The organism is Streptomyces parvulus, assembly GCF_014648855.1.
Taxonomy (GTDB): domain Bacteria; phylum Actinomycetota; class Actinomycetes; order Streptomycetales; family Streptomycetaceae; genus Streptomyces; species Streptomyces parvulus.
Genome location: NZ_BMRX01000006.1, coordinates 443,735 through 468,781, shown reverse-complemented (window position 1 = coordinate 468,781; position 25,047 = coordinate 443,735). Strand labels below are relative to the sequence as shown.

Genomic DNA, 25,047 nt, shown 5'->3' with positions numbered 1-25,047 from the left:
GACGTCACCAGATACAGCGTGCCGATCGTCTTGTGGTCCGTGGTCGTCAGCCACTTGATCACGACGTTGCCGGGCTGCTTGCGCCGTACCGGCAGCTCGTTCTCGTACGAGTCCTCCGCTGCCGAGGCACCCTGGGGTTCGTTGAGGATGCTCACAGGTTGTTCGTCTCCCGGTTCTTCTCGTGGCTCGTCTGCGCGATGCCTGCGGGAACGTAACCGGTCTGCCCCTTCTTCACGAGGTCCTGGAGGTGCTGCTCGTAGCGCTCCGGGGAGACGACCTTCACGTTGAACAGCATCCGGGAGTGGTCCACGCCGCACAGCTCGGCGCACTTGCCGAGGAAGGTGCCCTCCTTGTTGGGGGTCACCTCGAAGGCGTTGGTGTGGCCCGGAATGACGTCCTGCTTCATGAGGAACGGCACCACCCAGAAGGAGTGGATGACGTCACGCGAGGTCAGGACGAAGCGAACCGTCTTGCCCTTGGGGAGCCAGAGGGTCGGACCGGGGTTGTCGGTCTGCGGGTTCCGGGTGCTCGGGGTACCGCAGTCGTAGGTGCCGCCGGCGCCTGCCGGGAAGTCCTCCTTGAACCGGTCCGGGATGGCGGACAGTTCCTCGGAGGTCTTGGCGTCACCGGAGGAACCGTTGACGCTCTCGACGTAGTTGAAGCACCAGCTCCACTGGAAGCCGACCACGTTCACCGTGACGTCGGGCTTCTTCTTGAGGTTCAGGAGCTCGGACTCGTCACGCGCGGTGAAGTAGAACAGCACCGAGACGATGACGAGCGGAACCATGGTGTACAGCGCCTCGATGGGCAGGTTGTACCTGGTCTGCGGAGGGACCTCGACCTTGGTGCGGCTGCGCCGGTGGAAGAACACGCTCCACAGGATCAGGCCCCACACCAGCACGCCGGTGGCCAGCGCGGCGGCCCAGGAGCCCTGCCACAGGGAGAGGATCCGCGGAGCCTCTTCCGTGGTGGGGGTGGGCATGCCGAGGCGGGGGAAGTCCTCGTATGTGCAACCTGTGGCGGTCGCCAGGACCAGGCCCGCGGTCAGTGCCTGCAGCAGCTTCCGCCGCATCGGGCGCCGCGGCGAGCGGTCGGAGCCGTTGGGACTCACGTAGCGCCTTCCCGAGAGTCTCGCCCGCGCTGTTCGGCTGCGGCCTTCTCGCTGGTCGGTCGCCGCCCTGCGTCGGGCAGGGGTTTGATGTTTATGCGGACCAAACCCTAGCCGACGCCCTCCGGGGGGTCGCGGGGAGGGTGGCATACGCGCCGGGGGTCACTCTTTAAGGGTGGGATGGGGACGCCTCGGGGGGTGGAGGCGGGGGTTGTCTCGCGGCTGACGGTGCGTCGTGGCTTGTCGCGCGGTTCCCCGCGCCCCTGATGGGGCGCCGTGCCACCCGGCGTTCTAGCGTTGCCGTGTGGCCTACTTCGATGCTGCTTCCGCTGCTCCCCTTCATCCTGTTGCCCGGCAGGCCCTGCTGGCCTCGCTCGACGAGGGGTGGGCCGATCCGGCGCGGCTCTACCGGGAGGGGCGGCGGGCTCGGTTGTTGCTGGATGCCGCCCGGGAGGCCGCCGCGGAGGCGGTGGGGTGCCGGGCCGACGAGCTGGTGTTCACTCCTTCGGGGACGCGGGCGGTGCATTCAGGGGTGGCGGGTGCCCTCGCCGGGCGGCGGCGCGTCGGACGCCACCTGATCGTGTCGGCCGTCGAACACTCCTCCGTACTCCACGCGGCGGAGGAGCTGGAGCGCGACGGCGGGACCGTCACCCGGGTCCCCGTGGACCGCGCCGGCGCGGTGGACGCGGGGGTCTTCGCCGCGGCCCTCGGCGACGGCACCGCGCTGGCCTGCCTCCAGTCGACCAACCACGAGGTGGGCACCGAGCAGCCGGTGACGGAGGCGGCGGAGGCGTGCCGCGCGGCGGGCGTGCCGCTGCTGGTGGACGCGGCCCAGTCGCTGGGCTGGGGGAAGGTGCCGGGCGGCTGGTCGCTGCTCACGGCGAGCGCGCACAAGTGGGGCGGGCCCTCGGGGGTCGGGCTGCTGGTCGTACGCAAGGGAGTGCGGTTCGCGCCGCAAGGGGCGGCGGACGAGCGGGAGTCGGGGCGGGCGCCCGGCTTCGAGAACCTGCCGGCGATCGTGGCCGCGGCGGCGTCGCTGCGGGCGGTGCGGGCCGAAGCCGCGCAGGAGGCGGCCCGGCTGCGGGAGCTGACGGAGCGGATCCGGGCGCGGGTGCCCGGCCTGGTGCCGGACGTCGAGGTGGTCGGCGACCCGGTGCGCCGGCTGCCCGGGATCGTCACCTTCTCGTGTCTCTATGTCGACGGGGAGGCTCTGCTGCACGAGCTGGACCGGGCCGGCTTCTCCGTCTCGTCCGGGTCGTCCTGCACCAGCAGCACGCTGACGCCGAGCCACGTCCTCAAGGCGATGGGCGTGCTCACCGAGGGCAACGTCCGGGTGTCGCTGCCCCCGGGGACACCCGGCGAGGACGTCGAGCGCTTCCTCGAGGTGCTGCCGGGCGCGGTGGCCGCGGTGCGGGAGCGGCTGGGGGCGCCGGCGGCCGCGGAGTCCGCCCCGGAGACCGGGGCGGACCTCGTCGTGGACGCCCTCGGCCGCCGCTGCCCGATCCCGGTCATCGAACTGGCCAAGGTCATCGGCGACGTCCCCGTCGGCGGCACGGTCCGCGTCCTGTCCGACGACGAGGCGGCGCGCCTGGACATCCCGGCGTGGTGCGAGATGCGGGGCCAGGAGTACGTGGGCGAGGAGCCGGCGGAGAGGGGTACGGCCTACCTGGTCCGGAGGAGCGGGTAGGCCGTACCCGTCCGGTCAGCCCAGCCGCCCCCGGACCTCCTCCGCGGCCTCGTCCCCGTACGCCTTGGTGAACCGCTCCATGAAGTGCCCGCGCCGCAGCTGGTACTCCTGCGTGCCCACCGTCTCGATGACGAGGGTGGCGAGCATGCAGCCCACCTGCGCCGCCCGCTCCAGGGAGACCCCCCACGCCAGTCCCGACATGAACCCGGCCCGGAAGGCGTCGCCGACGCCCGTGGGGTCGGCCTTGCGCTCCTCGTCGGGGACGCCGACCTCGATGGTCGGCTCGCCGGCCCGTTCGATGCGCACGCCCCGCGCGCCGAGGGTGGTCACGCGGTGGCCGACGCGGGAGAGGATCTCCTCGTCCGTCCAGCCGGTCTTGGTCTCGATGAGCCCCTTCTCGTACTCGTTGGAGAAGAGGTAGGTCGCCCCGTCCAGCAGTATCCGGATCTCGTCGCCGTTCATGCGGGCGATCTGCTGGGAGAAGTCCGCGGCGAAGGGGATGGACCGCGAGCGGCACTCCTCGGTGTGCCGGAGCATCGCCTCCGGGTCGTCGGCGCCGATGGACACCAGGTCAAGGCCGCCCACCCGGTCGGCGACGGTCTTCAGCTCGATGAGGCGGGCCTCGCTCATCGCGCCCGTGTAGAAGGAGCCGATCTGGTTGTGGTCGGTGTCGGTGGTGCAGACGAAGCGGGCGGTGTGCAGGGTCTCGGAGATGCGCACCGAGCCGGTGTCGACGCCGTGCCGGTCCAGCCAGGCCCGGTACTCGGCGAAGTCCGAGCCGGCCGCGCCGACCAGGATCGGGCGGGTGCCGAGCTGGCCCATGCCGAAGGCGATGTTCGCGGCGACGCCGCCCCGGCGCACGTCCAGCTGGTCGACGAGGAAGGAGAGCGAGACCGTGTGGAGCTGGTCCGCGACGAGCTGGTCGGAGAATCGGCCGGGGAAGGTCATGAGGTGGTCGGTGGCGATGGAGCCGGTGACTGCGATGCGCACGGCGTGGACTCTCTCCTGAGGGGAGGCGGGTTGACGGTTCACGCTACCCGGGACCGCCTCCCGATCGAAGCAGGCAAAACTACCCGGTAGTACAACTTTCTTCGCGGTCCGTGACGTGTCTACGGTTCTGTTATGACGAACCTGAGGACCGCCGACCCCGCCCCGGCCGATCTGGACGGCGACCTGGCGTCGCTGCGCGGCGACTGCGCCCGGATGTCCCCGCGCTGGTCGGCCCCGGCGCACGTCTCCGCCCGCCCGGTGCCCGTCTCGCTGCTCCACGGCGTGCGCGTGCCGCAGACCTCGGCCCGGCTGCTGGAGGCGATGTCGGACTACGGCGACTGAGCCGTCCGGGCGACGCGCGCCGTCGCCGGGAACCGGATGACCGTCCACCGCGTCCCATCGCTGTCCCCGGTAACAGCAGAAGGAGCGATGCGGTGAACAGCGACCGACCCGACAACGACGACGCCACCGCGGCCGACGAGGCCGGCACCGGGCGTCCCGCGCGGCGGCGTCCCTCTGCGGTCGTCGTCGCGTCGGTCGCCGCGGCCGTGCTGCTGGTCGGCACGGGCGGCGCCTACCTCGCCACGTCCGCCTCCGGCGGCGACCCGGACGGCGGTACGGCGTCCGGCGCCTCGGGGGACGACACTCCCCCGCCGCTCGCCCTGGACGACCACGGACCCTCCGCCGGCAGCGGCACGGACGGGGCGAACGGCATCGCGCCCGGCGAGCCCGACCCGTACGGCGTCATCTACCGCGCCGACGGCCCACTCCCCGAGGGGCCCGGCTCGGCGCCGGTGTACCGGACGAAGGGCCAGGTCGGCGAGGCGGAGGTGGCCCGGCTGGCCGACGCGCTCGGGCTGGCCGGCGCGCCGCGCGTCCAGGGCGGGTCCTGGCAGGTCGGCAACGCCAAGGACGGCTCGGGGCCCCTGCTGACGGTGGCCAGGCAGGCGCCGGGCACCTGGACCTTCCATCGCTACGCGCCCGGCACCGACGACTGCCGGAAGGGCGCCGTGTGCGCCGCACCGTCCGAGGACGGGAGCCCGGTGAGCGAGGCTGCCGCGAAGAAGGCGGCGGCGCCCGTGCTGAAGGCGCTGGGCCAGGACGACGCCAAGCTGGACGCGGGCCAGGTCATGGGCGCCCGGCGGGCCGTGAACGCCGAGCCCGAGGTCGGCGGGCTGCCCACGCACGGCTGGACGACCGGCGTGGTCGTCGGCGCGCAGGGCGACGTGGTCGGCGGCAGCGGACAGGTCAAGGCGCCGGTCAAGGGCGACACGTATCCGGTCCTGGACGCGAAGGAGGCCCTCGCGCTGCTGAACTCGCCGGGCGGCGGCTCCGGGGGCGTCGGCGGCTGTGCGAGCCCCGTGCCGCACGGGGAGGGCGCGGACACGCCGTGCGCGCCGTCGACGGAGGTGCCGACGAAGCCCGAGAAGCCGCGGAAGCAGGCGGTCACGGTGGAGGACGCGGTGTTCGGCCTGGCCGCGCATCCGGTGCGGGGACGGCAGACGCTGGTGCCGTCCTGGCTGTTCGAGGTGCGCGGGCCGGGCGGGCAGGAGGGCTCCACGGTCACGTACCCGGCGGTCGAGCCGAAGTACCTGACCGCCGCGTCCCCCGCCTCCCCGTCGCCGTCGCCGTCGGACGAGCCCGGGTCCGGGTCCGGCGAGCCGCGGGACGTGCGGGTGAGCGGCTACACGGCCGCGGGCGGGGAACTGACCGTGCACTTCACGGGCGGGGTGTGCGCCGACTACGCGGCGACGGCCGAAGAGGAGAAGGGCGAGGTGACCGTGACGGTGACCGAGACCCCGCACGAGGGCAAGGCCTGCATCCTGATCGCCAAGGAGTACGAGCGGACGGTGCGGCTCGACGAACCGCTCGGCGACCGGAAGGTCGTGACCCCGGAGGGCGAGAAGGTCCCGCTGCACAAGCCCGGCGCGCGGCTGCCGGCGCCGTCCGAGGGCCGTTGACCTCTCGGGCACGGGACGGGAAGAGGGCGGCGGCCCGGGGAGATATCCCCGGGCCGCCGCCCTCTTCGTACTCCGTGCGTGCCGCGCGGCTCAGCTGAAGGAGTCGCCGCAGGCGCAGGAGCCCGTCGCGTTCGGGTTGTCGATCGTGAAGCCCTGCTTCTCGATCGTGTCCACGAAGTCGATGGTGGCGCCGCCCAGGTACGGGGCGCTCATGCGGTCGGTGGTGACCTTGACGCCGCCGAAGTCCTTCACGACGTCGCCGTCGAGCGAGCGCTCGTCGAAGAAGAGCTGGTAGCGCAGGCCGGAGCAGCCGCCGGGCTGGACGGCGACGCGCAGCGCCAGGTCGTCACGGCCTTCCTGGTCGAGCAGTGCCTTGACCTTCGACGCGGCGGCGTCGGTCAGGATGATGCCGTCGGTGACGGTGCTGGTCTCGTCCGATACGGACATCTACATCTCTCCCGGGTTGTACGGAGACTGCTTGCCGACGGTTTCAACCGGCGGAGCCGCGGATTCATTCCGGGCGGGGCCGAGTCTTTGCACTCGGCGTCCTCGGCGTCCCTTCATGCTCGCACACAGCCCCGCGCACGTTAAGCGGCGCCGGGATTCACGTCACACCGACACAATCGCCATCGTCAAACTGACGTGAAGCGGTTATGATATATAGCGTCAGTTAGACGAAAAGTAGAAAGGGTGCGTGTCGTGACCACCGCCCAAACCCAGGAGCTCGACGTACAGCCGACGCCCCTCGCCCTGCTCCTGCTCGGCCGGGAGGCCGACCCCAGGAGCGAGCGCGGCGTGGAGTGCCCCGGCGACCTGCCCTCGCCCTCCGACCCGGACCTGGTCGCCCGCGCCCGCGCGGCCAAGGAGAAGCTCGGGGGCAAGGTCTTCGTCCTCGGTCACCACTACCAGCGCGACGAGGTCATCCAGTTCGCCGACGTCACGGGTGACTCCTTCAAGCTGGCCAAGGACGCGGCCGCCCGCCCGGAGGCCGAGTACATCGTCTTCTGCGGTGTGCACTTCATGGCGGAGTCGGCCGACATCCTGACCTCCGACGACCAGAAGGTGGTCCTGCCCGACCTGGCCGCCGGCTGCTCGATGGCCGACATGGCCACCGCCGAGCAGGTCGCCGAGTGCTGGGACGCGCTGACCGAGGCCGGGATCGCCGAGCAGGTCGTGCCCGTCTCGTACATGAACTCGTCCGCGGACATCAAGGCGTTCACCGGCAAGCACGGCGGCACCATCTGCACCTCGTCCAACGCCAAGCGCGCCCTGGACTGGGCCTTCGAGCAGGGCGAGAAGGTGCTGTTCCTGCCCGACCAGCACCTGGGCCGCAACACCGCGGTGCGGGACATGGGCATGACGCTGGAGGACTGCGTCGTCTACAACCCGCACCGGCCGAACGGCGGACTGACCGCCGAGGAGCTGCGCGGCGCGAAGATGATCCTGTGGCGGGGCCACTGCTCCGTGCACGGCCGCTTCAGCCTCGACTCGGTGAACGACGTGCGCGAGCGCATCCCCGGCGTCAACGTCCTGGTGCACCCCGAGTGCAAGCACGAGGTCGTCGCGGCGGCCGACTACGTCGGTTCGACCGAGTACATCATCAAGGCCCTGGAGGCGGCCCCGGCCGGCTCCAAGTGGGCCATCGGGACCGAGCTGAACCTGGTCCGGCGGCTGGCGAACCGTTTCGCTGCGGAGGACAAGGAGATCGTCTTCCTCGACAAGACCGTCTGCTTCTGCTCCACGATGAACCGCATCGACCTGCCGCACCTGGTCTGGACGCTGGAGTCGCTCGCCGAGGGCACGCTGGTCAACCGGATCGAGGTCGACAAGGAGACGGAGGCGTTCGCGAAGCTGGCGCTGGAGCGGATGCTCGCCCTGCCGTAGCCGGCCCTCCCCGGCCCTCTGGTGCGGGGCCGCCGCGAGGACTTCCCTCGTGGCGGCCCCGCGCCGCCTCCCGGCCCCGCTGTCGGTGCCCTGCCGTAGGCTTCCCGCCGCCGCACACCGACTGGGAGGATCCGGAGTTGACCGGCCTGTCTGCTTTTCCGCTGCCCTTTCACGCTTCCCGCTCCATAGCGTTCGCGACACCGCGGACGCTGCGGGAGCTGCAGATGATGGAGTGCAGCGCGCACCTCCGGGCGAAGCCCGGGTGGTCCGACAAGATGAACGACGCCGAGATCGTCGCCAGATGGACGCGCGAGGCCGTCGAACAGGGCCTCACCGAGGCGCAGATCCGGTACGTCCTCGCCGAACTCGCCCACTACGCCGCCCTGCGGGACGCGCGGACCGGCGTCGAGGTGTCCGCCGTCGACGGGGTGTGGCAGTCGGACACGCTGATCGACGACGCGCTGGGCGCCCGGCTCCGCGCGGCGGTCCGGGTCCTGGAGCAGGTTCCCGAGGCGGACCGGGACTGGCACCCCGGATCCGGCGGCCAGGTGCTGGATCTGGTGCACCCCTCGCTGTTCTGCCTGGTGCGCGAGGTGAGCGGCGCGCCCGAGCGGGCCTGGCTCAACCCGACCACCCAGTACTCGCGGCACGAGTTCTCGGAGCGGTTCCAGTGGCTGCCCACCGACGTCGACGTCAGTGCGGACGGCTCCGTCGCCTTCCGGTCGTACGTGAACAACGTCCACCCTCACACCCACGGCGAACTGCTCTCCGTCCTGCCGGACCTGTTCGCGCGGATGCTCCCGCTGCTGGAGAACGTGCTCACCGACCTGCGCCGTCCCCGGCCGCCGCGGATCGAGGCCGACCCCTACGGCTGGTACGACTCGGAGCCGGAGGAGCCGGACAAGGACTCCTTCCCCGACGACGCCGCCTACCAGGAGGCCCAACGCGCCTGGGAGGAGGCCGCCGACGACTGGTGGGAGAACCGCCGCCCGGTCGTCCCGGACGCCCCGGCCTTCACCCCGCCCGAGCCGCCCGACGCCTCCGCCCGCGTCGGCCTGCGCGGCCGCCGGCTCCAGGTGATCGTCAAGCTCGCCACCATCCACCTCACCCCGGACGCGCCCGAGTACGCGGGCGGTTCCTGGCACGTCGAGGGGATGCTGAACGAGCGGATCGTCTCGACCGCCCTCTACTACTGGGGCAGCGAGAACATCACCGAGAGCCGGCTGGCCTTCCGGACGGCCCTCGACGACCCCGACTACGAGCAGAGCGACGACAACGGCATGCGCGAGGTCTACGGCCTGGAGAACGAGGACGCGCTGAACCAGGTGCTGGGATCGGCGGCGACCCCGGCGGGCCGGTGCCTGGCCTTCCCGAACATCCTCCAGCACCGCGTCGGCCCGTTCCGCCTCGCGGACCCCGACCGCCCGGGACACCGCAAGATCCTCGCGTTCTTCCTGGTCGACCCGTCGGAGACGATCGTCTCGACGTCCGACGTGCCCCCGCAGCAGCCCTGGTCCGCCACCTCGACGATGACGCTGGAACAGGCGAGGGACTTCCGCGAACAGCTGATGCGGGAGCGCAAGTTCTTCGTCGCCGAGCACAACGAGCAGCTCTACGAGCGCGAGTTCTCCCTGTGTGAGCACTGAGGCCGCATGAGCCGAGGCCGTACGAGCCGAGGCGACGCGAAGGGCGCCCCCGCGGAAGATCCACGGGGGCGCCCTTCGCCGTGCCGGCGGGTGTCAGACCTGGGCCGGCTCCGGTTCCTGCGAGGGCTGCGCCTGCTCGGGCAGGCCCTTCTTGGCCGCCTTCTTCCTGGCCCGCCGCTCCTTGCGCAGTTCGAGCATCGCGTACAGCGTCGGGACCAGCAGGAGGGTCAGCAGGGTCGAGGTGACCAGGCCGCCGATCACGACCACCGCGAGCGGCTGGGCGATGAAGCCGCCCTCGCCGGTGACGCCCAGCGCCATCGGGAGCAGGGCGAAGATCGTCGCCAGGGCCGTCATCAGGATGGGCCGCAGACGGTGCCGGCCACCCTCGATCACGGCCTCGACGACCCCGTAACCCTGCTTGCGGTACTGGTTGATCAGGTCGATCAGCACGATCGCGTTGGTGACGACGATGCCGATGAGCATCAGCATGCCGATCATCGCCGGGACGCCCATCGGGGTGCCGGTGGCGACCAGCAGGCCGATCGCGCCGGTCGCGGCGAACGGGATGGACACCAGCAGGATCAGCGGCTGGGCCAGCGACCGGAAGGTGCCGACCAGCAGCATGAAGACGATCGCGATCGCCGCGAGCATCGCGAGGCCCAGGTTGACGAAGGCCTCGTCCTGGTCGGCGGTGACGCCGCCGATCTCGGCCGTGGCGCCCTCCGGCAGGTCCAGCGCGTTGATCTTCGACTGGAGGTCCGTGCTCACCGCGCCGGTGTTGTCGCCGGTCGGCTTGGCGGTGATGGTCGCCGCGCGCTGGCCGTCGATGCGGGTCATCGAGACCGGCCCGGCCACCTCCTGCACGGTGGCGATGTCACCGAGCTTGGCCGGACCGAGGTTCAGGGCCCTCAGCTCGGCGATCGTCTCGGCGGGGCGCGCGGAGCGGATCACCACGTCGCGCTCGGTGTCCTCCAGGGTGGCCTTGGCCGCGGGCGTGCCGCGCACGGCCTGGCCGACGGCGGCGCCGAGCGTCTGGTCGGTGAAACCGGCCTCGGCGGCACGGGCGTTGGCCTTGACGGAGATGCGCGGCACGCTCTGCGCCAGGTCGCTGGTGACGTCGGTGACGTCGTCGAGGCCGGCGACCGTCTTGCGGACCTGCTCGGAGGCGTCCCGGAGCACCTTGGCGTCGGACGCCTTGACGACGACGCTCAGGTCCTGGCTGCCGAAACCGTCACCGGCGGCGACCGTGGTGGTGCCGATGCCGTCGAGCTTCGCGAGGCCGTCCTCGATGTGGTCCTGGACGTCCTCGGAGGACGCGGAGTCCTCCAGCATGATCTGGTACGAGGCCTGGTTGGTGTCCGTGCCGCCGCCGAAGGCGGCCATGAAGCCGGAGGAGCCGATGGTGACCTGGTAATCCTTGATGCCCTCGGTGTCGCCGAGGAGCTTCTCGACCTTCTTCGCCTGGGCGTCGGTCGCGCCGAGGCTGGTGCCCGGCTTCAGCTCCTGCTTGATGCTGAGGACTTCCTGCTCGCCCTGGTCGAAGAAGTTCGTCTTCAGCAGCGGCGCCATGCCGAACGTGCCGATCAGCACGACGACCGCGATGGCCACGCTGGTCAGCCGGCGGCGGGTGGCGAAGCGCAGGACGGGAACGTAGAAGCGCTGGAGGCGGCTCTTGGCCTCCTTCTCCTCGGCCAGCCTGCGGGCTTCGGCGGCGTCCTCGGGGGTGCCCTTGGGGGGCCGCAGGAACCAGTACGACAGCACCGGGACGACCGTCAGCGACACCAGCAGGGACGCCAGCAGCGCGGCGGTGACGGTGAGGCTGAAGGAGCCGAACAGCTCGCCGACCATGCCGCCGACCAGACCGATCGGCAGGAACACGGCGACGGTGGTGAGGGTCGAGGAGGTGACGGCTCCGGCGACCTCGCGGACGGCGTTGAGGATGGCCTCCCGGCGCTCCTCGCCGTAGCCGAGGTGCCGCTTGATGTTCTCCAGGACCACGATCGAGTCGTCGACGACCCGGCCGATGGCGATGGTCAGCGCGCCCAGCGTCAGCATGTTCAGCGAGAGGTCGCGCGTCCACAGGACGATCAGCGCCAGCACCACCGACAGCGGGATGGACACCGCGGTGACCAGGGTGGAGCGGATGGACGCCAGGAAGACCAGGATGATCAGGACGGCGAAGAGCAGACCGAGCCCGCCCTCCGTGGTCAGACCGGAGATGGCCTTGGAGACCGCCGGACCCTGGTCGCTGACGACGGTGAGTTCCGCGCCGGAGCCGAGCTGCTCGCGCAGGTCGGGCAGCTTGTCCTCGACGGCGTTCGAGATGGCGACCGCGCTGCCGTCGTGGTCCATCGTGACGGCGACCGCGAGGGACGGCTTGCCGCCGGTGCGGGTGAGGGAGTCGGCCTTGGCCTCCTCCTCCTTGACGGTGGCGACGTCACCGAGGCGGACGGGCTTGTCGACGCCCTCGCCGGTGACCATGAGGTCCTGGATCTGCTTCAGCGAGGTGAAGCCGCCGCCGACCTGGACGGTGCGGTTGGCGCCGCCCTCGTCGAAGGAGCCGGCGGGCACGGTGGCGCCGCCGGCCTGCAGGGACTGGGCGAGCACCTGCGGGCTCACCCCGGCCGCGGCCAGCTTCGCGGCGTCCGGCGTGACGGTGACCTCGACGTCGCGCACACCGTCGACGGTGACCTGGGCGACGCCGTCGATGTCCTTCAGCTCGGAGACGACGGTGCGGTCGAGCCGGTCGGCCAGGGCCTGCTGGTCCTCGTCCGAGGTGACGGCGAGGACGACGGTCGGGATGTCGTCCGTCGAGCCGGAGATGACCTGCGGGTCGACGTCGTCGGGGAGCTGCGCGCGGGCCCGGTTGACGGCCTGCTGGACGTCGGCGACGAGCTGCTGGGTGTTCGGGCCGTAGTCGAAGGACGCCATGATGACGGCGTTGCCCTCGCTGGCGGTGGCGGTGACGCCCGATATCCCGTCGACGGCCTCGAGGTTGTCCTCGATGGGCTCGACGACCTGCTTCTCGACCACGTCCGGGGAGGCGCCCTGGTACGGGGCGAGCACGGACACCATGGGCAGTTCGATGGTGGGCAGCAGCTGCTGCTTGAGCTGGGGGATCGCGATCGCCCCGAAGACGAGCGCGACGATCGACATCAGCCCGATCAGGGCCCGTTGCGCGAGGCTGAACCTCGACAGCCAGGACATGGGTCAGGGTCTCTCTTCTGTGGCCGAGCGGAGGGGACGGGGCACGTCTGTACGCCCACTCGACCACCCTGGTCCATGGACGGCCCCGGTTCCCCAGCCCACAGGGCCATTTCCTTATGCGGCGCCTACTCCCGCCGCAGTACGGGCGGGTAGAGGTCACTCCACCCTTGGACGTACCAGCCCCGACTCGTAGGCGATGACGACCAGCTGGGCGCGGTCGCGGGCGCCGAGCTTGGCCATGGCCCGGTTCACGTGGGTCTTCACGGTGAGCGGGGAGACCACCAGGCGCTCGGCGATCTCGTCGTTGGACAGGCCGCCGGCCACCTGGACCAGCACCTCGCGCTCGCGCCCGGTCAGCGTCTCCAGCCGCTCCGCCCGGGCCGGGTCGCGGTCCTCGCCCGCGGTGCCGTCCTGGGCGAGGAAGCGGGCGATCAGGCCCTTGGTGGCGGCCGGTGAGAGCAGGGCCTCCCCGCCGGCGGCGACGCGGATGGCGCTGAGCAGCTCGTCCGGTTCGGAGCCCTTGCCGAGGAAGCCCGAGGCGCCCGCGCGCAGCGACTGCACGACGTAGTCGTCGACCTCGAAGGTGGTCAGTATGACGACCCGGACGTGGGCGAGGGCGGGGTCGGCGCTGATCAGGCGGGTGGCCGCGAGGCCGTCGGTGCCGGGCATCCGGATGTCCATCAGCACCACGTCGGCGCGCCGCTCGGCGGCCAGCCGGGCCGCCTCCGCGCCGTCGGACGCCTCCCCCACCACCTCCATGTCGGGCTCGGAGTCGACCAGCACCCGGAAGGCGCTGCGCAGCAGCGCCTGGTCGTCGGCGAGCAGGACACGGATCGTCATACGGGGTCCTCCGCGGCTTCGGTGCGGTTCCTGACCGGAAGGATCGCATGGACGCGGAAGCCGCCTCCGTAGCGGGGACCGGTGGTGAGGGTGCCGCGCACGGCGGTGACGCGCTCGCGCATCCCGAGGAGGCCGTGGCCGCCGCCGTCCGGGGCCGCGCCGTCCCGCGCGCCGTCGCCGGTCCCGTCGTCGAGGACGGTCACCTCGATGTTCGGCCCCACCCGTACGACGCTGACCTCGGCCTTCGCCTGCCGGCCCGCGTGCTTGCGGACGTTGGTCAGGGCCTCCTGGATGATCCGGTAGGCGGCCAGGTCGACGGCGGCGGGCAGCTCGGTGCCCTGGTCGGCGCGGGCGACCTCGACGGGCAGCCCGGCGTGGTGGAAGGTGCCGACGAGTTCGTCCAGCCGGTCGAGGCCGGGAGCGGGCTCGGTCGGTGCCTCCGGGTCGCCGGACTGGCGGAGCAGCCCGACGGTGGCCCGCAGTTCGTCCAGCGCGCTGCGGCTGGCCGCCCGCACGTGGGCGAGCGCCTCCTTGGCCTGGTCGGGCCGCTTGTCCATGACGTGCGAGGCGACCCCGGCCTGGACGTTGACCAGGGCGATGTGGTGGGCGACCACGTCGTGCAGGTCGCGGGCGATGCGCAGCCGCTCCTCGGCCACCCGGCGGCGGGCCTCCTCCTCGCGGGTGCGCTCGGCCTTCTCGGCCCGGTCCCGGATGGCCTGCACGAAGGCGCGGCGGCTGCGGACCGCGTCCCCGGCGCTGGCGCCGATGCCGGTCCAGGCGAAGACGGCGAGGTTCTCCTGCGCGTACCAGGGCAGCGGTCCGAACAGCATGGCGGCGCCGGTCAGCACGGTCATGGTGAGCAGGCCGACGCGCCAGGTGGTGGGGCGGTCGGTGGAGGCGGCGACCGTGTAGAGGGCGATGACGGCGGACATCACCACGGGGGCCCGGGGGTCGCCGGTGATGCTCTCGACGACGGAGACGGAGCCGGTGACGCCGAGGACCACGAGCGGGGCGCGGCGGCGGAAGGCGAGGGCGGCGGCGCCGACGGCCATCAGGACGAGGCTGAGGACGGCGGGCGTGCGCAGGCTCCAGGTGACGCCCTCGGGTCCGTGCGGGTCCGCGAAGGAGCCCGCGACCATGCACACCAGGACGCCTGCGGCGAGGGCGCTGTCCAGTGCGGAGGGGTGGGCGCCGAGGGTGCAGCGGGCGCGGGCGAGGGTGCTCACGGCTGTCTACGGTAGCTGGAGTGGGCGTGGGGCTTGAGCGGGCCCGCGTTCAGTGGGCGTCTGCTGGGGGCTGCGCCCCCAGACCCCCGCTTCGGCCTGACGGCCTCGTCCTCAAACGCCGGACGGGCTGAAAGACAGAACGTCACGTCCCGCCCGGAATGAGGCCGTCGTCGCTCAGCAGTTCCTGGACCTCCTCCAGGGTGGCGTCCGGGGAGGGCAGGATCAGGTCCGAGGGCTCCAGGGAGTCCTCCGGGAGGGGCTCGCCCAGGTCGCGGACCTTGGCGAGGAGGGCCTGGAGGGTGGCGCGGAAGCCGGGGCCGTCGCCGTTCTCCATTTCGGCCAGGAGTTCGTCGTCCAGCTTGTTCAGCTCCGCGAGCCGGTCGTCGGCCAGCGTCAGCTGTCCCTCCCCCATGATCCGTACGATCATGTCGGCCCTCCTAGGCGCGTGGGCTACTGCTTGTCGAAGCGCGGGGTGTCCCGCGGCTGCTGCTGGGGCTGCGACGTGCCCTTGCCCTCGCCGCCCTCGATGGCCTGCCGGTCCGCGGTACTGCCGCCGGCCAGCTCGGCCTTCATGCGCTGGAGCTCCAGCTCTACATCCGTACCACCGGAGAGCCGGTCCAGCTCGGCCTGGATGTCGTCCTTGTGCATGCCGGACTGGTCGTCGAGGGCACCGGAGGCGAGCAGCTCGTCGATGGCGCCGGCGCGGGCCTGGAGCTGGGCGGTCTTGTCCTCCGCCCGCTGGATGGCCAGGCCGACGTCGCCCATCTCCTCGGAGATCCCGGAGAACGCCTCCCCGATGCGGGTCTGCGCCTGGGCCGCCGTGTAGGTGGCCTTGATGGTCTCCTTCTTCGTGCGGAAGGCGTCCACCTTGGCCTGGAGGCGCTGGGCCGCGAGGGTGAGCTTCTCCTCCTCGCCCTGGAGGGTGGCGTGCTGCGTCTCCAGGTCGGTGACCTGCTGCTGGAGCGCGGCCCGGCGGGAGAGCGCCTCGCGGGCGAGGTCCTCGCGGCCGAGCGCCAGCGCCTTGCGGCCCTGGTCCTCCAGCTTGCCCGACTGGGACTGGAGCTGGTTGAGCTGCAGTTCGAGGCGCTTGCGGCTGGTCGCCACGTCGGCGACCCCGCGGCGCACCTTCTGGAGCAGCTCCAGCTGCTTCTGGTACGAGTAATCGAGGGTCTCGCGCGGGTCCTCGGCCCGGTCCAGGGCCTTGTTGGCCTTCGCGCGGAAGATCATCCCCATACGCTTCATGACACCGCTCATGGGCTTCGCGCGCCCCCTTCTGGCCGACTCCTGGCTCCAGCGACTGCAACAGAACCCACAGTACGGGCCCTGCATCCATTACCGCACTGTTCGGGGACGGATGCGCTCATCCCCAAGGACGACTGCGTACGCTCCCGATCCGGCGGAAGGAGTAGGTGCTCCCCGGGGTTGTCCGCAATGACCGGTGTCCGAGGGCGTACGCAACGTCCCCTCTGTCCACTTACTGACGTCCGGCGTTGCCGGATCGTTCCCCACCGCGCGAGGGCCCACACCCGCGCACCCCGTACCCTTGGGTTTTGTGTTCCGTAGCCGTGCCAAGGATGAGAAGGCCCAGAGCGCCAGCGCGCCGGTGACCGACTCCAGTCAGCCCCGCGACCCGCAGGCCCCGAAGGGCAGGCCCACGCCCAAGCGCAGCGTGGCCCAGTCCCAGCGCCGCAGCGTCGCCAATACGCCGTTGACGCGCAAGGACGCCGCCAAGCGGCAGCGCGAGGAGCGGCGGACCGCGATGGCCCGCCAGCGCGAGGCGCTGGCGAAGGGCGACGAGCGGTACCTGCCCGCCCGCGACAAGGGGCCGGTCCGCAGGTTCGCGCGCGACTTCGTCGACTCGCGGTTCAACATCGCGGAGTACTTCCTGCCGATGGCCGTGGTCATCCTCGTGCTGAGCATGGTCCGGGTGGCCTCGCTGCAGAACGTGGCGCTGCTGCTGTGGCTGGTCGTGATCGTGCTGATCGTGCTGGACTCGATCGTCACCGGCTTCCGGCTGAAGAAGCGCCTCGCCGAGCGGTTCCCCGACGAGCGCCGCCGCGGTGCCGTCGCGTACGCCCTGATGCGTTCGCTGCAGATGCGTCGCCTGCGGCTGCCCAAGCCCCAGGTCAAGCGCGGAGAGCGGCCCTGAGCACGACACCGTTCGCCGGTGACGCGGCCGAGGCCTGGACGGCGAAGCTGCCGGGTCTGCGCAACGTCGTACGGCAGGAGATGGTGGCGCGCCAGCTCGACGAGCAGATAGCCGGGCGCTTCCCCGTCGGCAGGCGCCTGCGGGTGCTGGACGTCGGCATGGGCCAGGGCACCCAGTCGCTGCGGCTGGCGCGGGCCGGTCACCAGGTGACCGGCGTCGAGCGGGACGCCACGATGATCGCCGCGGCGCGGGACGCGCTGGCCGGCCAGCCCGAGGGCATCCGGGAGCGGATGCGCATCGTCGAGGGCGACGGCCGGGACACGGGGGTGCACTTCCTGCCGGGCAGCTTCGACGTGGTGCTCTGCCACGGCGTGCTGATGTACGTCGAGGAGCCCGACCCGCTGCTCGCGGGGCTGGCCCGGATGCTGGCGCCGGGCGGCCTGCTGTCGCTGCTCGTGCGCAACGGCGACGCGCTCGCCATGCGCCCCGGCCTGCACGGCGACTGGGCCGGCGCGCTGGCCTCCTTCGACACCACGGCCTACCGCAACCGCCTGGGCCTGGACGTGCGCGCGGACCGGCTGGCGACGCTGACGGCGCGGCTCGCGAGCATCGGCGCCCCGCTGCACGCCTGGTACGGCGTGCGGGTCTTCACGGACACGGCGACCGACGAGACCGCGCTCCCCGCCGATCTCGAACCCCTGCTGGCCGCCGAGGAGCGGGCCGGCCGGACGGACCCCTACCGCGGGATCGCGGCGCTGCTGCACCTGTGCGGGGTGCGCGGCCAGTAGGACCGGCGGCGCCCGTTCGGGTGTGCACCGGGAGCCGCGGGAGGGGTGCGCGGCGAGACTCGGGGCATGGACGCTTCCCGTACCCGCGGGCCACGCAGGCTCGTCTCCGTCGCCGCGCCCGTCTGCGCCCTGCTGCTGGTGGCGGGCTGCTCCGGAACCGACCGGGCCGCCGGCGGGGCACGGGAGGGCGACACCGCGCAGGCCGCGGCGCCGCGCGCGGCCAACGACCTCCAGGCCGACTACGAGCGGGTGATCAAGGACGTACTGCCGTCGGTCGTGCAGATCCAGGCGGGCGACTCGCTGGGGTCGGGGATCGTCTACGACGGCAAGGGGCACGTGGTCACGAACGCGCACGTCGTCGGGGACGGCAAGTCCTTCCGGGTGACGACCGCCAGCAGCGAGGGCGCCGAGGCCGCGAAGCTCGTCTCCTCGTACCCGGAGCAGGACCTCGCGGTCATCAAGCTGGACCGGGTGCCCGACGGATTGAAGGCGGCCCGCTTCGGCGACTCCTCGAAGGTCGCGGTCGGCCAGATCGTGCTGGCGATGGGATCGCCGCTCGGGCTGTCCTCCAGCGTCACGCAGGGCATCGTGTCGGCGACCGGGCGCACGGTCACCGAGGGGCGCGGCGGGGGCGGGACCGGGGCGACCATCGCCAACATGGTGCAGACGTCGGCCGCCATCAACCCCGGCAACAGCGGTGGGGCCCTGGTCAACCTGGACGGGCAGGTCGTCGGCATCCCGACGCTGGCGGCGACCGACCCGGGCCTCGGGGACAGCGCGGCGCCCGGTATCGGCTTCGCGATCCCGGCGTCGATGGTGCGGACGGTCGCCGACCAGATCGTCGCGGACGGGCGGGTCACCGACTCGGGGCGGGCGGCGCTCGGCATCACGGCCCGCACGGTCGTCGACGACGGCTACCGTCCCGCCGGGGTGGCCGTCGTCGAGGTGAGCGACGGCGGGGCCGCGGACGACGCGGGACTGCGCCCCGGCGACGTGATCGTCAAGGTCGGGAACACCGGCATCGCCGACATCACCTCCCTGGCCGAGGCGCTGGCGTCGATGTCGCCGGGCGACCGGACGAAGGTCGCCTACACCCGGGACGGCGACGAGCGCACCGCCGAGGTGACGCTGGGCGAGCAGTGACGGGGACGCGGCCGTCCCCGCCCGCTCCCCGCGGCTACGCCTCGGAGGCCTCGGCCTCCTCGGCGCTCCCGGCCTCCTCGGCGTGCAGGCTCATCGGGCCGTAGATCTCGGTGGCGTCCTCGAAGAGCCGCACCTGGTCCGCGCCGCCCTCCTTCAGCTGCTGCCAGTACTCCCCGATCCAGGACTCGGCGTCCCCTTGCGTGGTGAACTCCTCGGGCTGCACCGCGGGCTGGACCTCCGCCCCGTCGGCCGTCTCGAACCGCCACGTCCATGCCGCCATGTACGCCTCCAAGATGTGAGCACATGCAGAACGGAAGCCGGATCTTGGTCCGGCCTCCGACCGCAGCCTATGCGCTGAGCGGGGTGCACCGTACAAGGCGCCGTGACCCCAGGGGGGCCTCGGGCGCGCACGTCGCCGGGCGACCGGCGAAAATCGGGTGCGTGGACGTGACTCTGCTCGGCACCGGTGCCCCCGCGGGACTCCCCCGCCCCGACTGTCCCTGCGCGGCCTGTGCCGCGGCGCAGGGCGCGCAGGCACGCGCGGCGACCGCGCTGCTGGTCGACGGCGCGCTGCTGCTGGACCTGACGCCGGGCGCCGCGTTCGCCGCCGCCCGCGCCGGGCGGTCCCTGGCCGGGGTGCGGCAGGTGCTGCTCTCGCACCCGCACGACGGGCCCGCGGTGGAGGTGCCGGCCGGGCTGCCGCAGCCGGGGCGGGTGCCGGACGGGCGGGAGCTGGCGCTGCTGACCGGGCACCGGGTGCGGGCGGTGGCGCTGGACGCGCCGGGTACCGGGTACGCCGTGACGGGACCGGACGGACGGCGGCTGCTGTACGTGCCGCCGGGGGGCGCGCCGGCCGGCCTGGAGGAGCCCGCGGAGCCGTACGACCTGATCCTCGCGGACGTCGTGGGGCGGCCGGACGGGCTGGCGAGGCTGCGGGCGGTCGGCGCGGCGGGGCCGACCACCGACGTCGTCGCCGTGCACCTGGACCACGACGTGCCGCCGGGCCCCGAGCTGGCGCGGCGGCTCGCGGCGGCCGGCGCGCGGGCGGTGCCCGACGGCACGACGCTGACGGTGGGCGCCTACGAGGACGTGCCCGACGTACCGCGCCGGACCCTGGTGCTGGGCGGCGCCCGGTCGGGCAAGTCGGTGGAGGCCGAGCGGCGGCTGGAGGCCTTCCCGGACGTGCTGTACGTGGCGACCGGCGGCACCCGGGGCGGCGACACCGAGTGGGCGGCCCGGGTCTCGGCCCACCGGGAGCGGCGCCCGGGCTCGTGGCGCACCACGGAGACCTGCGACCTGGTCCCGCTGCTGAAGGACGACGGGCCGCCCTTGCTCGTCGACTGCCTGTCGCTCTGGCTGACCGACGCGATGGACGCGGTCGGCGCCTGGGACGACGCGGAGTGGGCCGGCGGGGGTGAACGGGCCCTCGGGGACCGGGTGCGGGAGCTGGCGGAGGCCGTGCGCGACACCCGGCGCACGGTCGTCGCGGTGTCGAACGAGGTGGGCTCCGGCATCGTCCCGGCCACCGCGTCCGGCCGCCGCTACCGGGACGAACTGGGGCGGCTGAACGCGGCGTTCGCGAACGAGTGCGAGCAGGTGCTGCTGCTGGTGGCGGGCCAGGCGCTGGTGCTACGCGGCTGAGGCGTCCTTGCGCGCGACGACCCGGTGCCCCCGGGCGCCGCCGAGCACCGTGCAGCCCTCGGCCGCCAACTCGGCCGCCAGGCCCACCGGATGCGCCGGCAGCAGGCGGCGCGGGTCGGCCGTGTCGACGAGCAGGTGCCCGCCGGGTCGCAGCGCCCGTACCGCGGCCCGCAGTTCGGCCCGCGGGTCGGGAACGCCCTCCAGGTGCTGGAAGAGGCTGACGACGTCGTAGCGGGCGCGCAGCCTGGGCGCGATGTGCGGGTCCGTCAGCCGCCCCACGAAGGCCTCCTCCACCCGTTCCACCGCACGGGCCCGCAGCACGCGGTGGGTGGCGTCCAGGCCGTCGAAGGAGGTGTACGGGAAGTACGCGCGGGCGGTGTGCGGGAAGTCGGCGTCGCCGGTGCCGACGTCCAGCCAGCTCTCGGGTTCGGGGCAGTGGCGGAGCATCGCCCGGGCGGCGAGCGCGTGTCTGAGCCGGACTCCGGCGCGGACCGCGGGGTGCCCGGGTTCCACCGGCAAGGGCGGGTTCCGGAACCCGTGCCGGCAGTCGGCGCAGCGTTCGAGGACGGCCCGCCCCGGCTCGCCCTGCCGCGGCTCGTCACGGCGCACCCGCGCCCGCAGCCGCCGGGAGCCGCACCAGGGGCAGTCCTCGCGGTACGGCCCGTAGCGGGGGACGGGAGGCACCGAGGGGGCGGGCGGTGCGGACATGGGCGGCTCCCGGGTCGACGAGGAACGACAATCCAGGCAAAACGTTACGTAGGTGAGCGCGTTCCGGCGTGCAACGACGCCGCCCGGGCGCGCTGCCCACGGGCCCTCCTTGGTGTTCGACCGGGGCCGGTACTGTTCGGCGAATGAGCTCGCTGAATCTCGACGACTTCACCGACCTGATCGAGCGCCCCGACGGCGGCGTACGCCGCGACGCGGAGGCGCGCCGGGAGCGTCAGATCGTCCCGCCCGGAGCGCTGGGCCGCCTGGACGAACTGGGCGAGTGGCTGGCCGCGGCCCAGTCCGCCGTACCGGTGCGGCCCGTCGAACGCCCCCGGGCCGTGCTCTTCGCCGGTGATCACAAGATCGCGGAACTGGGAGTCTCGGCGCGGCCCGCCGGCGGTGCGGGCGAGTTGGTGCGCGAGGTCCTGGAGGGCGGCCGGCCGGTGTCGGTGCTGGCCCGCCGGCTCGGCGTCCCGGTCCGCGTCGTCGACATGTCCCTGGACTGCGACCCCGAGTCCTTGCCGGCCGAGGTTGCCGGCCACCGGGTACGGCGCGGCGGCGGGCGCATCGACGTCGAGGACGCGCTGACCGCGGAGGAGGCGGAGGCCGCCTTCCGGGCCGGGATGGCGGTGGCCGACGAGGAGGCCGACGCGGGCACCGACCTCGTGGTGCTCGGTGACGTGAGCGTGGGCGGTACGACGGCCGCGGGCGTCCTGGTCGCGGCGCTGTGCGGGACCGACGCGTCGGTCGTCACCGGGCGCGGCGGGCTGCCCATCGACGACCTGGCCTGGATGCGCAAGTGCGCGGCGATCCGCGACGCGCTGCGGCGCGCGCGTCCGGTCCTCGGCGACCAGCTGCGGCTGCTCGCGACGGTGGGCGGCGCGGACCTGACCGCGATGACGGGCTTCCTGCTCCAGTGCGCGGTGCGCAAGACGCCGGTGATCCTGGACGGCGTGGTCTCGGCGGCGTGCGCGCTGGTCGGGCAGCGGGTGGCCTTCCGCGCCCCCGACTGGTGGCTGGCGTCCCACGACAGCGGCGAGCCGGGCCAGGCGAAGGCGCTGGACCGGATGGCCCTGGAGCCGCTGCTGTCCCAGGGCGTGACGGTGGGCGAGGGCGCGGGCGGCCTCCTGGCCCTCCCCCTGGTCCAGGCCGCGGCATCCCTGGCAGCGGAGCTGCCGGAGTCCCCCGCCCCGAAGGAACCGGCCCCGGCGGAGTGACCCGCCGCGGGTGCGGGGCCCGGCGTTCACGTGTCACCCGGGGTGGGTGCGGGCCGGGGGTGGGTGACGCAGCCCGGCGTAGCGGGGTGCCGCCCGCGCCCACCCGTGCCGCCCCAGCGGCACGACTGCCCGCAGCTGGGTGGGAGAGCCGCGTACGGCGAGAAGGGGGTGTGCCGGGGGGTGTCCGCCCGCAGCGGTTGGCGCGTCAACGCCCCTGGGATCTTGAGCCACCGATTCCGCGCCGTTCCGAGGACGGACACCCCCCGGCGCACCCCCGACCCGAAACACCACGCACCGCGCTACACGCACCCCCACCGAACCAGCCACAGGCCGCCGCAGGCATCGCCCCCCGAAGACGCCGTCAGGCATCCCGTGCCGGAGGATCCGGCCGCCCCCCGATCCAGTCCTGAACCACCCGCCGCGGCCCCGACCACCGCCGATCATGGCGATAGGCCCGCAGCCGCGCCCGCGCCCGCGCCCGCGGCCGCCCGGCGTAGAAGCGCCGGGCCCAGGGCGACCCGGGCCGCGCCAGCCGCACCGCCCCCACCAAGCCGATGACCGGCACGATCACGCCGAAGACCGCCAGCCGCGCCTTGCCCTTGGCCAGGGCGAGCAGGGAGAACAGGAAGTTCCCCGCGACGGTCGTGATGACGCTCGCCCGGTCCTGCAGCTCGTCCTGGTCCACCCCGTTCACCCCGAACGGTGTGAACCCGGCCAGCACCAGCCCCACCAGCGCCGCCGTGAGCACCACGACCTCCACGCTCTGGCGCCCCGCCTCGCTCCAGTACACGTCGTCGAGATGCAGGATCAGCGCGAACTCGTCCAGCACCAGCCCCACCCCGATGCCGAAGACCACCGCCGCCAGTGCGGACCCGAACCCGTGCCGCCCCCCGGCGACCGCCCCGAACCCCCCGACGACGGTGAGCAGTACGCCGGGCACCACGTGGTGGATGTGCACCCCGCCCGCCTGGACGTTCCCGAAGGGCCCCTTGCCCGCCCGGATCAGCCGCGTGATGACCCGGGTGATCACGAACGTCAGCACGAAGGACCCCAGGGCGAGGAGCAGCGGCAGCTTGCCGGGTTCCAGGATGTTCCGCTGCCACCAATCTCCCATATGCGCACTTTATCCCCGCATCTCATCCGCGCCCTGCCGACCACCCCGCCCGCCCCGCCGGCCCAGACCGCCGCCGGGTAGTCTGCGCCGGTGTCCCGCACCCCCTCCCCCGACGGCCTCCGCTTCGCCTTCGGCACCCTCACCGTGTTCCCGGTCCGGGTGACCCGCTGGGACAGGGAGGCCGCACGCGGCGGCATGCTGTGCGCGCCGCTCGCCGGTCTGGCCGTCGGCGCGGCCGCCGCCGGCACCGGGCTCCTGCTGCTGTTCCTGGGCGCCGGCAGCCTGCTCGCCGCCGTCGCCACGACCGCCGTACCGGCGGTGCTCACCCGGGGACTCCACCTGGACGGCCTGGCCGACACCGCGGACGGGCTGGGCAGCGGCAAGCCCGCCGAGGACGCCCTGCGGATCATGAAACAGTCGGACATCGGGCCGTTCGGCGTGCTGGCCCTGCTGTTCACGCTCCTCGCCCAGGTGGCCGCGCTGGCCCAGGCCTACGACGGCTCGTGGGCGCGGGGCGCGCTCGCCGCCGTGGTCTCGGCGACCGCCGCCCGGCTGGCGCTCACGCTGGCCGCCCGCTCCGGCGTGCCCGCCGCCCGCCCGGAGGGGCTGGGCGCGGCGGTCGCCGGCGTGGTCCCGTCCGGCGCGGCACTGGCCGTGGCCGCCGCGGTGACGCTGGCGGCCGCGGCGGCGGGCGCGCCGCTCGGCCCGTACGGGATCGCGCGCACGGCGGTCGCGGTACTGGCCGCGGTCGCCGCCGCCGAACTGCTCCTGCGGCACTGCGTCCGCCGCTTCGGCGGGGTCACGGGTGACGTCTTCGGCGGCGTCGCGGAGACGGCGGCCACCACGGCCCTGGTGGTGTCGGTCCTGGGCTGAACCCCGGCCTCAGCAAGCCTCCCGCTCCACCCCCAACTCGTACTTCTTCAGCATCGAACTGAGCCGCATCTCCCGGGACTCGGCGCAGAACCGCTCCGTCGGCAGCTCGTACTCGACGTGGAAGACCGCCTTGCCGGCCTCGATGAACGGCAGGTTGTCCGCGCACTCGCCGTACTGCGCGCACTGCTCGTTGACCGCGAAGTCGAAGTCGTCGACGAGTTCGGGGATCTGGTCCAGGTCGTTCTTGAGTCCGACGGCCATCCCGCGCTCGTGGGCGAGATCCGCGATCAGCCGGTTGTAGCGGAGCTGGTCGTCCGCGGTGAGGGGGAAGCCGGTCTCGTTCCGGTAGCCGTCCATGTTGTCCGGCTCGACGGCGTCGAAGCCCTTCTCCCGGCACATGTCGAGCCGTTCGGCCATCAGCGGCTCCAGGACGTCGGTCGCCCGGACGTCGAGCCAGCGTTCGCCCTCCCAGCCGTTGCCCTTGCCGAGCACGGACTCGGGGAACCTGCCCGCGTCGGGCCGGAAGTCCTCCCAGGCGCCGGTGGAGAGGTAGCAGATGACCTTGCGGCCGTCGTCGTGCAGACCGGCGACCGTGGCCTTCGGGTGGTCGAAGCCGTCGATGTCGTAGACGGGCACGTCCACGGACGTGTCGAGCTTCCCGCTGAGCTGCCACTGCCAGGCGGTGCCGGGCCGCGGCCGCCAGTGGTCCCCGCGATCCGCGCCGTCCGCGCCCTCCCCGCCCCCGACCGGGGACGAGGTGCACCCCGCGAGCAGCAGCAGGAGAAGGGCTGTCGACAGGACCGGGCGTCTCACGGGGTGCTCCAAGCTGAGGGACGGCGTGTCCGGGAATGATCTCCCATCGCGG

Annotated in this window: 23 protein-coding genes; 11 read left to right on the top strand and 12 right to left on the bottom strand. The window is 73.0% G+C overall.

What is annotated here, in order from left to right:
- Positions 1 to 151: 151 nt before the first annotated feature.
- Positions 152 to 1,111 carry an aa3-type cytochrome oxidase subunit II gene (gene ctaC, locus IE108_RS14295; protein ID WP_064727491.1) on the bottom strand — a complete coding sequence of 320 codons (960 nt, stop codon included), beginning with the start codon at positions 1,109 to 1,111 and terminating at the stop codon, positions 152 to 154.
- 301 nt (positions 1,112 to 1,412) lie between these two features.
- Here ctaC and IE108_RS14290 point away from each other — a divergent pair, with 301 nt between their 5' ends.
- A complete protein-coding gene (locus IE108_RS14290; RefSeq protein ID WP_079163490.1) occupies positions 1,413 to 2,795 on the top strand; it encodes a cysteine desulfurase/sulfurtransferase TusA family protein in 1,383 nt (460 codons plus the stop codon).
- Positions 2,796 to 2,810: 15 nt separating this feature from the next.
- On the opposite strand, the gene IE108_RS14285 is transcribed toward IE108_RS14290, so the two are convergent.
- Entirely contained in the window at positions 2,811 to 3,785 is a 975-nt protein-coding gene (locus tag IE108_RS14285) for a carbohydrate kinase family protein (protein ID WP_064727493.1), read from the bottom strand.
- 132 nt (positions 3,786 to 3,917) lie between these two features.
- Between IE108_RS14285 and IE108_RS14280 the strand changes: the two genes are divergently transcribed.
- Together IE108_RS14280 and IE108_RS14275 are read left to right on the top strand one after the other, a co-directional pair.
- Entirely contained in the window at positions 3,918 to 4,127 is a 210-nt protein-coding gene (locus IE108_RS14280; RefSeq protein WP_064727494.1) for a hypothetical protein, read from the top strand.
- 92 nt (positions 4,128 to 4,219) lie between these two features.
- Positions 4,220 to 5,746 carry a hypothetical protein gene (locus tag IE108_RS14275; RefSeq protein ID WP_064727495.1) on the top strand — a complete coding sequence of 509 codons (1,527 nt, stop codon included), beginning with the start codon at positions 4,220 to 4,222 and terminating at the stop codon, positions 5,744 to 5,746.
- A gap of 90 nt (positions 5,747 to 5,836) precedes the next feature.
- Here IE108_RS14275 and IE108_RS14270 read toward each other — a convergent pair whose 3' ends face one another.
- Positions 5,837 to 6,193, bottom strand: a complete 357-nt coding sequence (locus IE108_RS14270; protein WP_064727496.1) for a HesB/IscA family protein — start codon at positions 6,191 to 6,193, stop codon at positions 5,837 to 5,839.
- Positions 6,194 to 6,445: 252 nt separating this feature from the next.
- On the opposite strand from IE108_RS14270, the gene nadA reads away from it, so the two are divergent.
- Together nadA and IE108_RS14260 are read left to right on the top strand one after the other, a co-directional pair.
- Positions 6,446 to 7,630 carry a quinolinate synthase NadA gene (gene nadA, locus IE108_RS14265; RefSeq protein WP_064727497.1) on the top strand — a complete coding sequence of 395 codons (1,185 nt, stop codon included), beginning with the start codon at positions 6,446 to 6,448 and terminating at the stop codon, positions 7,628 to 7,630.
- Positions 7,519 to 9,276, top strand: a complete 1,758-nt coding sequence (locus tag IE108_RS14260; RefSeq protein ID WP_472573240.1) for a DUF4246 domain-containing protein — start codon at positions 7,519 to 7,521, stop codon at positions 9,274 to 9,276. Before nadA ends, IE108_RS14260 begins: the two co-directional genes overlap by 112 nt.
- Positions 9,277 to 9,369: 93 nt before the next feature.
- Here IE108_RS14260 and IE108_RS14255 read toward each other — a convergent pair whose 3' ends face one another.
- From IE108_RS14255 to IE108_RS14235, 5 genes are all read right to left on the bottom strand, one after another.
- Positions 9,370 to 12,483, bottom strand: a complete 3,114-nt coding sequence (locus IE108_RS14255) for an efflux RND transporter permease subunit (protein ID WP_064727499.1) — start codon at positions 12,481 to 12,483, stop codon at positions 9,370 to 9,372.
- Between the two features lie 156 nt (positions 12,484 to 12,639).
- A complete protein-coding gene (locus tag IE108_RS14250) occupies positions 12,640 to 13,323 on the bottom strand; it encodes a response regulator (protein ID WP_064727500.1) in 684 nt (227 codons plus the stop codon).
- Positions 13,320 to 14,549, bottom strand: coding sequence for a sensor histidine kinase (locus IE108_RS14245; protein WP_064727501.1), 1,230 nt, complete (start codon positions 14,547 to 14,549; stop codon positions 13,320 to 13,322). The genes IE108_RS14250 and IE108_RS14245 overlap by 4 nt, the downstream gene beginning before the upstream one ends.
- Before the next feature lie 142 nt (positions 14,550 to 14,691).
- Positions 14,692 to 14,976, bottom strand: coding sequence for a PspA-associated protein PspAA (gene pspAA / locus IE108_RS14240; RefSeq protein ID WP_064727502.1), 285 nt, complete (start codon positions 14,974 to 14,976; stop codon positions 14,692 to 14,694).
- 23 nt (positions 14,977 to 14,999) lie between these two features.
- Complete coding sequence (locus tag IE108_RS14235) at positions 15,000 to 15,782, bottom strand: PspA/IM30 family protein (RefSeq protein ID WP_079163492.1); 783 nt, start codon at positions 15,780 to 15,782, stop codon at positions 15,000 to 15,002.
- 244 nt (positions 15,783 to 16,026) lie between these two features.
- On the opposite strand from IE108_RS14235, the gene IE108_RS14230 reads away from it, so the two are divergent.
- From IE108_RS14230 to IE108_RS14220, 3 genes are all read left to right on the top strand, one after another.
- Positions 16,027 to 16,698, top strand: coding sequence for a DUF3043 domain-containing protein (locus tag IE108_RS14230; protein WP_079163811.1), 672 nt, complete (start codon positions 16,027 to 16,029; stop codon positions 16,696 to 16,698).
- 83 nt (positions 16,699 to 16,781) lie between these two features.
- The gene (locus IE108_RS14225) at positions 16,782 to 17,486 is read left to right on the top strand and encodes a class I SAM-dependent methyltransferase (RefSeq protein WP_064731716.1); all 705 of its coding nucleotides are present in this window, start codon (positions 16,782 to 16,784) and stop codon (positions 17,484 to 17,486) included.
- Between the two features lie 66 nt (positions 17,487 to 17,552).
- On the top strand, positions 17,553 to 18,629 hold the full coding sequence (locus IE108_RS14220) for a S1C family serine protease (RefSeq protein ID WP_064727506.1): 1,077 nt from the start codon (positions 17,553 to 17,555) through the stop codon (positions 18,627 to 18,629).
- 34 nt (positions 18,630 to 18,663) lie between these two features.
- On the opposite strand, the gene IE108_RS14215 is transcribed toward IE108_RS14220, so the two are convergent.
- The gene (locus IE108_RS14215; protein WP_064727507.1) at positions 18,664 to 18,909 is read right to left on the bottom strand and encodes a hypothetical protein; all 246 of its coding nucleotides are present in this window, start codon (positions 18,907 to 18,909) and stop codon (positions 18,664 to 18,666) included.
- Positions 18,910 to 19,070: 161 nt separating this feature from the next.
- Here IE108_RS14215 and IE108_RS14210 point away from each other — a divergent pair, with 161 nt between their 5' ends.
- Entirely contained in the window at positions 19,071 to 20,270 is a 1,200-nt protein-coding gene (locus IE108_RS14210) for a bifunctional adenosylcobinamide kinase/adenosylcobinamide-phosphate guanylyltransferase (RefSeq protein WP_064727508.1), read from the top strand.
- On the opposite strand, the gene IE108_RS14205 is transcribed toward IE108_RS14210, so the two are convergent.
- Positions 20,259 to 20,978: a class I SAM-dependent methyltransferase gene (locus IE108_RS14205; protein WP_064727509.1), complete on the bottom strand. Its 720-nt coding sequence runs from the start codon at positions 20,976 to 20,978 to the stop codon at positions 20,259 to 20,261. The genes IE108_RS14210 and IE108_RS14205 overlap by 12 nt on opposite strands.
- 143 nt (positions 20,979 to 21,121) lie before the next feature.
- Here IE108_RS14205 and cobT point away from each other — a divergent pair, with 143 nt between their 5' ends.
- A complete protein-coding gene (gene cobT, locus IE108_RS14200) occupies positions 21,122 to 22,195 on the top strand; it encodes a nicotinate-nucleotide--dimethylbenzimidazole phosphoribosyltransferase (protein WP_064727510.1) in 1,074 nt (357 codons plus the stop codon).
- A gap of 361 nt (positions 22,196 to 22,556) precedes the next feature.
- Here cobT and IE108_RS14195 read toward each other — a convergent pair whose 3' ends face one another.
- Positions 22,557 to 23,309, bottom strand: a complete 753-nt coding sequence (locus tag IE108_RS14195; protein ID WP_064727511.1) for a hypothetical protein — start codon at positions 23,307 to 23,309, stop codon at positions 22,557 to 22,559.
- A gap of 90 nt (positions 23,310 to 23,399) precedes the next feature.
- Here IE108_RS14195 and IE108_RS14190 point away from each other — a divergent pair, with 90 nt between their 5' ends.
- Positions 23,400 to 24,182 carry an adenosylcobinamide-GDP ribazoletransferase gene (locus IE108_RS14190; protein WP_064727512.1) on the top strand — a complete coding sequence of 261 codons (783 nt, stop codon included), beginning with the start codon at positions 23,400 to 23,402 and terminating at the stop codon, positions 24,180 to 24,182.
- Between the two features lie 9 nt (positions 24,183 to 24,191).
- Here the strand turns inward: IE108_RS14190 and IE108_RS14185 are convergent, their stop codons facing one another.
- Entirely contained in the window at positions 24,192 to 24,995 is an 804-nt protein-coding gene (locus IE108_RS14185) for an endo alpha-1,4 polygalactosaminidase (RefSeq protein ID WP_064727513.1), read from the bottom strand.
- Positions 24,996 to 25,047: the final 52 nt, after the last annotated feature.

Coding starts and splice junctions, on each gene's coding strand:
- IE108_RS14280 (WP_064727494.1), top strand. CDS start 3,918: ATGACGAACCTGAGGACCGCCGACCCCGCCCCGGCCGATCTGGACGGC.
- IE108_RS14270 (WP_064727496.1), bottom strand. CDS start 6,193: ATGTCCGTATCGGACGAGACCAGCACCGTCACCGACGGCATCATCCTG.
- IE108_RS14255 (WP_064727499.1), bottom strand. CDS start 12,483: ATGTCCTGGCTGTCGAGGTTCAGCCTCGCGCAACGGGCCCTGATCGGG.
- IE108_RS14250 (WP_064727500.1), bottom strand. CDS start 13,323: ATGACGATCCGTGTCCTGCTCGCCGACGACCAGGCGCTGCTGCGCAGC.
- pspAA (WP_064727502.1), bottom strand. CDS start 14,976: ATGATCGTACGGATCATGGGGGAGGGACAGCTGACGCTGGCCGACGAC.
- IE108_RS14235 (WP_079163492.1), bottom strand. CDS start 15,782: ATGGGGATGATCTTCCGCGCGAAGGCCAACAAGGCCCTGGACCGGGCC.
- IE108_RS14220 (WP_064727506.1), top strand. CDS start 17,553: ATGGACGCTTCCCGTACCCGCGGGCCACGCAGGCTCGTCTCCGTCGCC.
- IE108_RS14215 (WP_064727507.1), bottom strand. CDS start 18,909: ATGGCGGCATGGACGTGGCGGTTCGAGACGGCCGACGGGGCGGAGGTC.
- IE108_RS14205 (WP_064727509.1), bottom strand. CDS start 20,978: ATGTCCGCACCGCCCGCCCCCTCGGTGCCTCCCGTCCCCCGCTACGGG.
- cobT (WP_064727510.1), top strand. CDS start 21,122: ATGAGCTCGCTGAATCTCGACGACTTCACCGACCTGATCGAGCGCCCC.
- IE108_RS14195 (WP_064727511.1), bottom strand. CDS start 23,309: ATGGGAGATTGGTGGCAGCGGAACATCCTGGAACCCGGCAAGCTGCCG.